At 42.9% G+C, this 13,125-nt stretch carries 9 protein-coding genes; 3 read left to right on the top strand and 6 right to left on the bottom strand.

Features of this window, described 5'->3' with window-relative positions:
- Nucleotides 1-88 precede the first annotated feature (88 nt).
- Complete coding sequence (locus BM099_RS06230; RefSeq protein ID WP_090725829.1) at nucleotides 89-673, top strand: peroxidase-related enzyme; 585 nt, start codon at nucleotides 89-91, stop codon at nucleotides 671-673.
- Nucleotides 674-814: 141 nt separating this feature from the next.
- Complete coding sequence (locus tag BM099_RS06225) at nucleotides 815-2,623, top strand: ABCB family ABC transporter ATP-binding protein/permease (RefSeq protein ID WP_090725827.1); 1,809 nt, start codon at nucleotides 815-817, stop codon at nucleotides 2,621-2,623.
- Between the two features lie 78 nt (nucleotides 2,624-2,701).
- Here BM099_RS06225 and lhgO read toward each other — a convergent pair whose 3' ends face one another.
- Nucleotides 2,702-3,910, bottom strand: a complete 1,209-nt coding sequence (gene lhgO, locus BM099_RS06220) for an L-2-hydroxyglutarate oxidase (protein ID WP_090725825.1) — start codon at nucleotides 3,908-3,910, stop codon at nucleotides 2,702-2,704.
- A 226-nt stretch (nucleotides 3,911-4,136) separates the two neighbouring features.
- Nucleotides 4,137-5,090: a glutarate dioxygenase GlaH gene (gene glaH, locus BM099_RS06215; protein WP_090725823.1), complete on the bottom strand. Its 954-nt coding sequence runs from the start codon at nucleotides 5,088-5,090 to the stop codon at nucleotides 4,137-4,139.
- A 251-nt stretch (nucleotides 5,091-5,341) separates the two neighbouring features.
- Between glaH and csiR the strand changes: the two genes are divergently transcribed.
- On the top strand, nucleotides 5,342-6,031 hold the full coding sequence (csiR, locus tag BM099_RS06210) for a DNA-binding transcriptional regulator CsiR (protein ID WP_090725821.1): 690 nt from the start codon (nucleotides 5,342-5,344) through the stop codon (nucleotides 6,029-6,031).
- 19 nt (nucleotides 6,032-6,050) lie between these two features.
- On the opposite strand, the gene BM099_RS06205 is transcribed toward csiR, so the two are convergent.
- From BM099_RS06205 to qhpG, 4 genes are all read right to left on the bottom strand, one after another.
- Nucleotides 6,051-6,512: a flavodoxin family protein gene (locus BM099_RS06205; protein ID WP_090725819.1), complete on the bottom strand. Its 462-nt coding sequence runs from the start codon at nucleotides 6,510-6,512 to the stop codon at nucleotides 6,051-6,053.
- A gap of 458 nt (nucleotides 6,513-6,970) precedes the next feature.
- Complete coding sequence (locus tag BM099_RS06200; protein ID WP_090725817.1) at nucleotides 6,971-9,106, bottom strand: UvrD-helicase domain-containing protein; 2,136 nt, start codon at nucleotides 9,104-9,106, stop codon at nucleotides 6,971-6,973.
- Complete coding sequence (locus BM099_RS06195; protein ID WP_090725815.1) at nucleotides 9,093-11,408, bottom strand: AAA family ATPase; 2,316 nt, start codon at nucleotides 11,406-11,408, stop codon at nucleotides 9,093-9,095. The genes BM099_RS06200 and BM099_RS06195 overlap by 14 nt, the downstream gene beginning before the upstream one ends.
- Nucleotides 11,409-11,755: 347 nt before the next feature.
- Nucleotides 11,756-13,120: a flavin-dependent monooxygenase QhpG gene (gene qhpG, locus BM099_RS06190; RefSeq protein ID WP_090725813.1), complete on the bottom strand. Its 1,365-nt coding sequence runs from the start codon at nucleotides 13,118-13,120 to the stop codon at nucleotides 11,756-11,758.
- Between the last annotated feature and the right edge of the window lie 5 nt (nucleotides 13,121-13,125).

The following is a 13,125-nucleotide window of genomic DNA, read 5'->3' as shown; positions in this document are numbered from 1 at the left end:
TAATGGCCCTTTTTTGACTAATTATTATTGATCTATAAAGTTAGACTAATCAAATAATACAACAGAATAAAGTCAGTGGAGACTAAACATGAGCAACCCACCCATAAGCCGATACCCTGTACCCAGCTTAGACAGCCTTCCTGATGACATTCGTCAACGCATTCTGGCGGTTCAGGAAAAAGCTAAATTCATCCCCAATGTATTTTTAACCCTGGCACACCGCCCGGCAGAGTTCAGAGCCTTTTTTGCCTATCACGATGCCATCATGGAAAGGGAGGAAAGTACATTAACCCCAGCAGAAAAGGAGATGATTATTGTTGCCACCAGCGCAGCCAATGGATGCCAGTATTGTGTAGTCGCGCACGGCGCCCTGCTGCGCGTCTTCGCAAAAGAACCCTTATTGGCAGATCAGATAGCGGTCAATTACCTGCATGCGCCTATCAGCCCTCGTCAGAAAGCCATGCTGTCATTTTCTCTGAAACTCTCCCGAACGCCAGAGCTAATTCAGGATTCAGATTATGCGACGCTGAAAGAGCACGGATATGATGATGAGGATATTTTAGACATCACCGGCATCACCGCGTTTTTCGGCTTATCAAACAGAATGGCGATCGTGACCAACATGCAGGCAAATACAGAGTTTTACACCATGGCTCGTGAACCCAGGGGGTAAGGTTTCTTCTTTCAGACAAGCTGAATGCATGCTGTAATAGATAACCAACAGCGCCTCATTCATATCTGATGTGCCTGCTTAAACAGCTATTTATGCAGCAATTTATGAACCTAATTATTAGCTGACCCGACGAGACTTTCTATGCGACACGGCCGATTTTCTGATCAACCCGACACTTCTTTGAATTGGCATGTCCTGAAAATCATCTGGCCCTACCTGCTCGAATACAAGCAACGTATCTTCATCGCATTGGGATGCCTGATACTGGCAAAAATTGCCAGTGTCACCGGGCCATTCTTACTCAAACATATTGTTGATACGCTCGAAGCCTCAACGTTGCCAGACGCCCGACTGGTGCTTGTTCCCGTTGGTTTGCTTCTCGCTTATGGTCTGGCGCGTTTGTTAAATGTCTTACTCGGTGAGATACGTGATACCGTTTTTGGGCGCGTCACCGAAAGAGCGATGCGGCGTCTCGGCTTGCAGGTTTTTCAGCATATGCATGCCTTGGACCTTGATTTCCACCTGAATCGCCAAACCGGCGGGATTTCACGGGATATTGACAGGGGAACTAATGGCATCAGTTTTTTGATGCGCTTTTTCATCTTCAATATTGGGCCGACACTGCTCGAAATTATTATGGTGATCGGCATACTTTTTTATAACTATGGTATCAGCTTCGCCCTGATCACCCTGGTATCTATCGTTGTCTACATCGTGTTCTCGATTGTTACTACGGAGTGGCGCACTAAGTTTGTACGCGAAGCCAACATGGCTGACTCCGCCTCTAATACACGTGCCATTGACAGCTTGCTCAACTACGAAACAGTTAAATACTTTACGAACGAAGCATTCGAGGCCAACCGCTACGACAGCGAATTGAGAAAATGGGAGCTGGCTCGCCGCAAAAATCGGCTGTCGCTGTTTACACTCAACGCCGGACAAGCCCTTATCATTGCAACGGCCACAACCAGCATGATGTGGCTGGCGGCAGTTCGGGTCAGTGCGGGAGCGATGACGCTGGGAGATTTTGTGCTGGTCAACGCCTTTATGATCCAGCTGTTTATGCCGCTTAATTTTCTTGGATTTGTCTATCGCGAAATTAAAGGATCCATGGCCAGCATTGAAAAAATGTTTGAGCTGTTAGCCGTCACACCTAAAGTTAGCGATGTCGAGAATGCAACTGAATTGGTCTTAAGCAAAGGCAGAATCAGCTTCAACGACGTTTCTTTTTATTATGCTAAAGAGCGCCCTATTCTTAAAAACGTCAGTTTCAGCATTGAGCCGGGGCAAAAAGTAGCAGTCGTGGGTGCCAGTGGTGCAGGAAAATCCACACTGGTTAAATTACTCTTTCGTTTTTACGACCCCAGCACGGGCAGCATTAGTATTGATGGCCAGGATATCCATAGCGTCAGCCAACTCTCGCTGCGCAAAGCTATCGGTATCGTTCCGCAAGACACAGTATTGTTCAATGATTCTATCTTTGAAAATGTACGTTATGGTCGCCCAGAAGCCAGCGATGCCGAGGTGAGCGAAGCGATCAGAATGGCCTATCTGGAAAACTTTATTAACGAACTCCCTCAGGGAGCTGACACCATTGTGGGCGAAAGAGGATTAAAACTTTCAGGGGGTGAAAAGCAACGGGTAGCCATTGCACGTGCGATTCTGAAACGACCGCCGATTATGGTATTTGATGAAGCAACTTCGTCGCTGGATAGCCGCTCTGAGCAGTCGATTCTGGCGGCTATCAGGGAGATAGCGACCGACCACACCAGCTTGGTTATCGCCCACCGTCTCTCGACCATTGTGGATGCGGATAAAATCGTTGTATTGGATCATGGCAAGATTGTCGAGCAAGGTAGTCACCAGCAACTACTGGCCGATAACGGGCGTTACGCCCAGCTATGGCAAGTGCAGCAACAACAGCGCGAGATAGCAGTTCTGCCGACTTGAATCAGCAGAACAACATCTTCGCCTTGTTTGTAAAGTGATCGGCCCAGAGTGATTTACACAGAGTGATCTGCGTAAAAACTAGGCAGTTCGCTCAAGTATCTTGTCACAAATGTAAGCACCGATAGGGATCGCCGATGTCGCTGCGGGTGACGGCGCATTGCAGACATGCAGACTGCGTGGGCTTTCGGCAAACAAAAAGTCGTGAACCAGCGAGCCATCTTTCATCACCGCCTGGGCACGAATACCGGCAGGATAAGGTTGAAGGTCTTCCACTTTCAACTGCGGGCAGTACTTCTGCACCAATTTAAGATAACCCGGTTTCCACAGCGAGTTTTTAGTCTCGACAATACCGGTCTTTATATGACTCTTGAGCACACGCCAGAAACCCACAAAAGTCACCATATCCCAGATATCACGTAGACTGATATTGATGCGCCCGTAACCTTCGCGCTTCCACCCCTGTACGGCATTGGGCCCAACGGTAACAGTTCCATCGATCATTCGGGTTAAATGAACACCGAGAAACGGCAGTTCAGGATCAGGAATTGGGTAGATCAAATGATTGACGATCTGATTGTACTTAGCAGGCAACTGATAATACTCACCCCGAAAAGGAATAATCTGAAAGTCAGTGGGGATACCCAGCATCTTAGTGGTGCGGTCCGCCATCAAGCCGGAGCAAGTGATCAGGAACTTACCTTTGAATGTGACCTTTTCAGCGTTATGGATAGCGTCAACGGTAATCTCATCTTTAGTCTCGTTTAGCCCGACGACTTTGTGATTCAATCGAGCATCACCGCCCATGTCGATAAAGCGCTCGGCCATCTTAGTCGTCACTTGCTGATAATTGACAATCGCCGTGTCTTTAACCAACAGTCCACCAACACCTACAATATTTGGCTCACGGACTTTCAGTTGTTCGCCGTCGAGTAATTCAACATTGATATCATTCTGCTGGCAGCGCTCAAACAACGCATGCATACGCTCCAACTCCAGCACATTGGTAGCGACCAGCAACTTACCACATTGATCATATGGCACATCATTTTGCTGACAGAACTCTATCGTTGCGGCCACGCCCGCCTTACAAAATTTTGCTTTAAGGCTGCCCGGTGCGTAATACACACCCGCATGAATAACACCGCTGTTATGACCTGTTTGGTGTTTTGAATACACAGATTCTTTTTCAAGCAACAGCACTTTCTTTTCCGGAAAACGTTGCTGTAGTTGCCATGCGGTAGACATACCGACAATGCCACCACCGATAATAATATAATCGTATGTCATCACATTTTTCCTGCTGCTACTTAAGTTATGTAAGTTATTTAAGTTATTAATTAAAAAAGACGGGCTAACTTGCGTTAGCCCGCCAAAGTATACCAGTGCCTATGTCGCACTGTACCTCTAGTGTAAGCAGGTAGGGATGTAAGTACCTAATGAGTGTAAGTACTTAACGGGTGAAACAATCTATAACACGACCTGTAAAACTAGCTATAAAACGACCTGTAAAATACTATCGGGTAAAGTGTCCGCGCTGACGCAACAATTCACGGCTCAATTGTGGGTGCGCTACAAACTTATCACGGCCATGCAACCAGCATAGGTTTTGAACAACCAGCATAGAACCCACCGGTAGGGGCACAGTAATATAGTTAGGATCAGCTTCAATTGATTCACCCATCTGATAAAGATACATACCTTCTGCCATGTTCTGCGGTTCAACAAACTGGTCGATAAATGACATATTCGGTTTGCCGTTTTTATCTTCTTCAAAGAAAACAGGGTGAGTAATTTTTGAATCAACGTTTTTAGACTTAGGGGCGCCCCACACCATATCTTTCTTTGCCAGAGGGTGGTTGTAGAATTTATCCAGTTCGGCCCAGTCGTCAATATGCAGCAACAAGGACTCGCCCCCTTGCATATTCGCTTCAGCCAATTTCTGCATAATGACAAAATCAGTGCGCTCGTTTACATAAGTACCGTCAGTATGTAGCTCCATACGACGATGCGCCTGACGTAAGTAGCTATCTGAATTATCTTCATTCAGTACGGTAAATCGCGCGTAGTACTTACCATACATTGAGTCATGATTGGGCAGGCCAACCAGATGAGAAATGGCTGTTGATAACTTAATATCAAACTCGGTTCGCAGCTCCCCAGACTCTATATCCGGTTCTCCCTCATACTGCAATAAAAAAGCGGCACTATCGCGATTCTGCATAATATCGTTGAGGCATCGACCCAGCGTCATTTCAGTCAGGGCATTCAGCTTATCGGCAGCAGCAAATCGCAGGAAAGGTTTATATTCCAAAGCCTGCACTGGCCACTCGGACATTGCATCGGCAAATCCATGAATAACATCACTGCTTAACGTAACAACTTGCAAACGTTCGCTGGCTTCATGTGGTTTAACGTTAAAACCTACGGGCACCAACGGGGATTCAACTGCACGCAATAGAGCTGTCATTTACTTACTCTCCAAAACTGAATGTATTTTTTTAATGATACTGTTTTACGCCACCTCACAACGTCGACGTAAAGCAATAATGTCGACATTATTAGCTTTCGTCAACAATTAATTATCTTTTCTTGCTTAACTATTGATAAGTCTTCACTTAAAATATGTCTCTCTCTTTGTGAAACAGTCACTTAGGTAATTTAGTTATTTATCTTCACAATGAGATAGACAGGGTCACTCCTCCAGAAGGCGCACAACCGATGCAAGAAGCAGCCAGCAGCAAAACGGACAACAAGGATAATTTTGCTTCCCAAGTAATGGGACAATTGAAGCAAGATATTTTGACTGGCTTTTTCAAGCCGGGCGAAAAATTGCGGATGGCGCGTTTAAAAGAACGTTATAACGTCGGCATTAGCCCGTTGCGAGAAGCCCTGTCTCAACTGCTGATAGAGCAACTGGTGGTGGTTGAAAATCAACGCGGTTTTCGGGTACATCCGATATCAAAAGCAGAGATGCTGGATATCTATGAAACCCGCGCCTATATCGAAGCACTCTGTATAAGCCTGGCGATTCAACGCGGCGATGATGAGTGGGAAGCAGGGATTTTAGCCGCCGCCCATAAGATGCGAAAATTTAACGATAAGCTGGAAAAGGAACCACACGAGTGGGAACGCCGCCATCAGGCGTTTCATTCAGCCATCGCCGAGGGCTGCCAGTCACCGACGCTATTACAGGTGCGCCGCTCACTGTATGAAAAAGCCTCACGCTATCGTAACCTCTGGCTGAAAAAGAACATGTTGGACACTGAAATTTTTGATGCTAATCAGAAAGAACATGACCAACTGATAGAAGCCTTGCTAAATAATGATGCCGATCAGGCTAAGGCACTCATCCACGAACACCTGTTAAGCCCTAGTCGCACATTACTGGCAACGGAAGGCTTCGAATAATAGTCGACCAGGGCAATAACTAGTAGATACCGACATCAAGGCCGGCAGCCATTGTCATTCCCAGTTCTTCGCATTGCTGCAAAAACTCTGGCTTCCAATCGCCCCGACATACCAAAGGCAGCTGAATCCAGTTCCAGCGTAAGCCAGTACAGATAGTTTCAACCGCCCGGCATGTCCCCGTGCCATCATTACCTGCACGTACGTATAACGCACAAGGCAACCCCTGCTTTGCTTCCAGACAAGGGTAATAACAGCGGTCAAAAAAGTCCTTTAGTGCACCACTCATATAAGCCAGGTTTTCTGTGGTACCCATAATAATGGCGTCACACGCCAAGACATCCTCAGGCGTCGTTTCCAACGGCGGAATCCAGCGGGTTTGTACTTGCTCAATATCCGGGTGCTGCGCGCCTTTCAAAACCGCTTCGGCCATCAGGCGTGTATTTTCAGAGGGCGCATGTGCAACAATCAACAGTGTTTTCATGATTAAGTCCCACTAACAGATAACACTAGCTTACTCTCTCTATAGGTCCTTGCCAAAACGACGCCAGTTACTTTATTCAGTATATCTCGCTAACGGATCAACTGCCGTACTTTACTCCTGTTCATAAAGTGCCAAGGCCTTGATTGAGCACCTCAGTGGCGTGCTCTATTAATCAGTAGCGGATAACGCCGCAGTACGAAAACCTCTATGTGTCCGAAGAAGTGCCCGTGGTATGTTTGCTGTAAGCAAACTTTACAGCCAACAAAGACAGATGAAGTAAACGGCCTTGCTGGTGGTTTTTCTGTCGCGACCGATAAGAGTTACTTTGGCCTATTTACTTGAGAAGGCTCATATATTTAGATTTTTTGCGCACTAGGGCTTTCTTTTGGTTTTGGTGCTTTTAGTAACTCGCTGTCACTTAATCGCCACTAGTTCTCCTGTTAATCAAGGACATTAAATTACACAGAACTTTGATTTCCATCTATTGGCCAAAGTTTGCTCTCCCCAAAAATAGCGTTAATGCCATTCTCTACCTCTGAGATATCATCCAAATACAGTACTCTGAGATTTTTTATCGCGCGCGAGCAGGCAACATAGAGCAAGTTTTGTGTATTAATGTGCTTTTCTTTCGTATCGGGAACAGTAAGTAAGCGCTCTCTTTCCTCAGCACTTTGTTGTACAATCTTAAAATAGTTTTTAAATTTATCTTTATTCATGCGCCCAAAGCTATGTTCAAGGATGATAGCGACATTCTTGTACTCCTCACCCTTAGTGCCATGATAGGTATGGTAGCTAATTTCATCAGTTTCAATACCATCAATAAAATTAGACCAGTTTATTAAGGATATGATTGGCAACGCTAAAACGCTATCGACTTTTTCTTTAGCTGTAATTTCATTCTCCGAGTCCTCATTCATTAGAGTATTAATGTTGTCTAACAATGTTGATTGAAATACATCAGCAGAAATAACCTTATCTGGCTCATAATTGACACGATTAGTTAATGCTTTACCTAGTACATCTTTAGCATCACTATTTTCAAGTCGATCAATGATTAAATCGACCCAGTCTTTAAGTGATACAACTTCATTGTTTTTTAATTCACGGATAACCAGGCTTGCCTTCGAAAAGGCTATGTTTTTGCTCGATGCTCCAAAAATACCGTAGTAGGAAACCACACTCTGCTTTATATCTTGGTAGAGCTTAACAAGATGGTAAATGGATAACACTGTTGAATGTAACTTTTCTAATTGTTGAGATAACACTTGGGTATTTAAGTTATCAAAATAGATCGTTGATTTTTGATAAACTTCATACACATTACCAAACCGATTAAAGTTTGCCATGAGTTTGTTTGTTAATACCAAGCAATGAATTTTAGTCTTTTCACCATCTGTTTCTCCTGACTCTCCGTTGTCTTTAATAAGATCATTTTTATACTCGGTTAGGAATTGTTGAGCTGTAGTTAGTTTGTCCTCTGAACTATTGTAGAAAAAGTGTACTGAACCATTATTTCGTTCCTCAAAGATAGGCTCTTGAACTATTTCATCAGCGCGAATTTTATTAGCAACATCAATGATTTGCTTGTGTGATCGTCTATTTAATATCTTATCGACATCAACCAACCTGTCATGAAGGCTTGCAATGTTTCGACCAACTCCATCATCATAAATGCTCTGCGCAGTATCACCAAAGTAGCCCACCACCCAGTTTTTATTATTTTCTATTGCGTAATCATGAATTGTTTTGACAAACTTAACCACGTTGCTATGTGTATCCTGATACTCATCGATAAAGAAATAAGGGTAGCTATCGATAATAATGCGACAAAGGGTTGGGTAAGTTACAACAAGCTTCAATCCATATTCCAGCAGGGTATCGTGGCTGAACTTCATGTAGTGAAGTCTGTCGGAGTTTACCTTGCTGTCATAATTAACACGCCTTTCTATTCCTGCGTCAATCCTTTCTAAACAGTCTTCAAGCCGTTTCTTCTTATACAAGAGAACAACGACTTGTTTAAAATTATCAATATTTTTTATACAGTTAGCCAAAAAATCTGATTTCTGAATCGCTATTCTATTTGTATAAGCCTCTTTAAAAAACTTAGCACTTAGTTTTTTAGATTGATAGAAAAGATCTTTAGTTTGCATAGCAAACTCAATAAATATTTGTTTTTGTTCATCATTAAGACCTGCAAAAAATTTCGTCTTTTTATTATCAGCATCATCTAGTTTTTGGGAATGTTGCTTTATAACCGCTACGATCTTCTCTCTATGACATATCAAAAGCTGAGGTTGAGCCCTTTGGATTATATCCCATAGCCTTTCATGAATAGTTGAAACTTGTACTGCATCTGAGTTACCTAGTCGAGTTTTTATCTCATTCACCGCAACATTTGTATAAGTGATACATGCCACTTTTTGCGGGCTTTTGGTAGCTGCTATTTTATTGATCGTGACGTATTTTAGCGTTTCTATCAGTGCATAAGTTTTACCCGCTCCTGCACCCGCGTTGAAACGAAAGCTATTAAAATCATCAATATGCTTATTAATACTTTTCTGAATATCTAGTTCAACTATCTCATTCGGCGTCATCAGATGCAGCCTCCGAACTTTCTATTGTCGTGCTTTCATCTTCTTCATCAACCACTTCAGATAGACTCAGTGACGGTGTATCATTGGTTTGGAGTTTATTCACAAGCCAATGTAAACCATCTTTTAGGTAGTTTGGTAATTGTGGTAAAACATCACTTTGATCTGCGGAAAGGAGATTAAATATTAGTTCATTAGAAAACTTACTCTTACTATCTGAAAGTTTTTTCTGTAGCTTATAAGAATGATTAATAAGGTTCCTTAGTGATTCTTCACCACCATCATTTAAAATATCTTTATATATTTCCGGTTTACAGCCTTTAATCACACCATTAATAATATCATTTTGGTAATTCGTTAAAATTAACGCCTCTTCTAAGCTAGTCGCATGTTGCCCCTCAATAGGATCTTTTTGAAATACAACATAAAGATTATCATCTTCAAAGAATTCTATATCATGAATTTTGTTTGCTACGGCTGTAGGCTTGCCTTTTAATGTATGATTAAAATCAATAAGAGTTGAGTTGGTTGTTGTGCGGCTAGCAAGGCTTGTGATTTGAAGATAATGAGGATCTGAACCTGCTACAAAAGAGGTATCACCACCTTCAGCCTGCTGGTTACACTCAACACACGTTTCACTTTTTTTGTGCTTTTCTCCCTTCTCACACTTTTCACGCTTAATATCTAAATCAGTCACAATCAAGCTAGGGACACTAAGCTTTTTCGCCAGCGGAAGATACAACTTACCGTGAGCACCATTAATGTTAAACACTGAGATATAATATTCGCTAAGGCTTGGATGATTTTCCAAATAGTAATTTAATAAAGTTTCCTCTGTAATGCCCTCAACAAAGATAATCGCATCAGAGAAGAACAACTCTGAAACTTTGTACTTTATGTGTTTCTTAATGAAATTAAGATTTTTGTTAGCATCACTATCATTACTAGAAACTACGGATTCATCCGTCAGATTGATGGCTTTAGTACACTTATTGATTGAGGTTAAATAGTTAATATTATTGAAGGTATTACTGCTGTGAATCTTACTATTGACGATATGAGAAGAGTGAGTCGTAATCGCTATCTGGCACTGTAGTGTTTTAGTATCTTTTGAAGATGCATTTGCAATCTCCAGTGCCTTTTTTACTGCATTATCAATACGCTTAATGAAGAACTCCTGCATTTGAGGATGCATAAACGCCTCTGGCTCTTCAATAAAGAGTAGATTGATACGGCTAAAATGACTTTTGTCTTCATAGCTATCCACAAAATGGATAATTTCACCAATAATGTTTAGCAGATTGATATAGCCTAAGCCAAATTGATCTTCAGGAATGTAGTCATCACCATCCATGAAATTATATTTGATCAGCCCTTTCATAATGGCATCGTAAGTAACGTTGCCCGACAGATTCAGATCTACCTTATTTGAGCTTTCTACTTCGCCCAAAACTTGAGAAATACCAGTACTCTTAGAACCTACATTTTCAGATATCTGCGCATTAATCGATTCTATACTTGCTTCTAAATCAGAGCGAGAACTATTATCATTGGTGAATTGAAAGGAAACTATCTTGTTAAAGACATTGCTTAGTACACCTTCTTTAAGGTGGCGATTAGCTTTAATTTCTTTAATATTTATCAATTTTCCGAGAGAGAATTTCTCTGTTGCATATCCAAGAAAATCAACAAATTCAATTTTATAAAGATTACCCCCAGCTTGAATAACACTAGTCTCCTTAGAAAGTAATGCGTAAAACTTATCAAACCGCTGTTTATTACCCTCTGAGCCGGTAGCCTTAAAAATCTTGCTCACTTCCTCTTTAAATGCAAATTCTTCTGCAAACACCACATTAACCACGATGCGAACGCTAACTGGTTCTCCATTACCTTCTTCGCTAATTGACATAAAAGGAGCTAGGTGAGTCATCAAATCTGCATCTTCAAAGTCCACTTTAATACTCAAGGTGAACTCCAAATTAGGGGTCTCTAAGAGTTCAAATATTGTCGCTGGATCCAAATTAAAAGCTTGTTTATATTTATTGAACAACTCATTTAAGTAGGAGAGATTAAAATCTGATGTTGAGGGTTGTTCATTATTACATAGCATCTTTAATGCATTGACGACTGTCGTTTTACCGGCATTATTCTTACCGATGATTAAGGTTGTTGAGGGGGCAATCACTGACTTAGATTGCTTTTCTTCAATACTCATATCGATAACTTCAGGCTTAACGAAGCATACCGTATTATCTGTAGAACGAAATTTTCGGTAATTCTTTATGGTTAGACTTTCTAAATGCACGGGATTTACTTCCTATAAATGGTTAAAACTTCCTGAAATCTAACATCTGTATATACGAGGATCCGAGTATCTGCCCTAACCCTCATTAGTTAAAAACAGATATGATCGTTTGAAAAGGAAGGAAAATCTTTAGGAATACAGAGGCACCTTCCGTGGCAAACCGCGCATACGTTAACAGTTGATACACATAAGCTTTTTAGAAGTGCTCGGTATATCCAACCACACTAGACATCCATCTGTCTGATTTAATTATACTTTTAACTCAGCACCTGCAGCAATACAAGCATTTGTGCTGCTGCTATTTGTCTAATAGAAGCATAAATAATGACATTTTCTATTGTACGAGCTTATTTAAAACTCGCCCCCTGCGCCATCAGCCATTGCAACACCTGCCTTTGTTGCAGCTCATTTAACTGCATGGCTATACATTGTTCTTGTATGACAGCTACGTCATCAGGACTGCTTTGATAAGCCAGCACAATGGGTGCGAGAGGCACGCCATTGAGATGCCACACGCCTAACGGCTGATCTGGCGAAGTGACGACATCAACCGCCTCGATTAAACCCTGATTAACCACCGGCAGAGTTTTTACCAGCAATTTGCTGATATCAGGCTGTTGATGCATCGGTTGATTATCCGGCCACTGGGCGCGAGCCCCCCAAAAAGGCTGATCCGCCCATTGCTCTTCCATTGCATAAAAATCGCGACCAATACGGGCAAAACGAAAGAAGAGTTCTGTTACCCGCAATTGGTGAAACCTCTGGGCCAGCAGCGCTTTTTCAGGTTCACGCAGTAGCGTATTAATCACCGCAGGTGCCTGGAGTGATGAAGAAAGCGCCTGGAAAATACCATTACCTGATAGCGGGTCCACCGCCATGGCCGCATCCCCTACCCTGATCCAGTTATCACCTACCGTTTCCTGACATAGGATAGGTGTACTGGTACGCGCATGCATCTCTCCGGTTGACGCTGCATTGGCTAAGTAGGGTTGCGCTTGCTCCAAAGTTTTCAGTTTTTCAATACAGAATTCCGCTAAGCGAGATTTTTCAGGAAGTTTCGACGAAACCACATCAAAGGTTAGCTGCAAGTATCGCCTGCCTTTTTCATCGGCCGCCATCCATGCCCAACCCTCCTCAAAGCTTTGTACCGCCGACTGCCGCTCTCCTGGCTCACCATCCCAATACTGTAAAATTGATACCGTTTCAGCGCCACGTAATCGCTTGAGCTTAGCGGCAGGGGCTGCTCTGCCACGGGCCTCTACCAAAAAATCAGCGTCGACCTGGATGCTTTGCCCTGATGAATCAACAGTGACGTTATGTCCCGTTGGGGTAGACACTAGCTTACCTGCACGTCCTTGAATGACATGAATACCCTGCATCCCAAGGTCCATTAATATGGCGGCATCAAATGCAGCACGGTCAATAAGTCGTTCGGTATTGGCTTGGCTGGTAACACCATTCCAGGTCACAAATCGTGCCGATGCCGGCGGGAGTTGTTCTAATGCATAGCGAAAGCCAGCACCACGTAAGCCATCGACAACACGTTCAGAAACGCCTTCCATCGCACAAAAAGGACGTGCTTCGCCGACTATTGTGATGTTTGAGTAACCCAGTTTTTTCAGACCTAGAGCAACCGCACCACCGGCGGGCCCCGCACCTAGAATAACAATGGAAGTAGCTTCGACAATAAAGGTGGCTTCTACTGTTGCCATATGAA

Source organism: Neptunomonas qingdaonensis, assembly GCF_900113275.1.
In the GTDB taxonomy this organism is placed as follows: Bacteria; Pseudomonadota; Gammaproteobacteria; order Pseudomonadales; family Balneatricaceae; genus Neptunomonas; species Neptunomonas qingdaonensis.
This window is presented reverse-complemented; position numbering and strand designations above follow the sequence as displayed.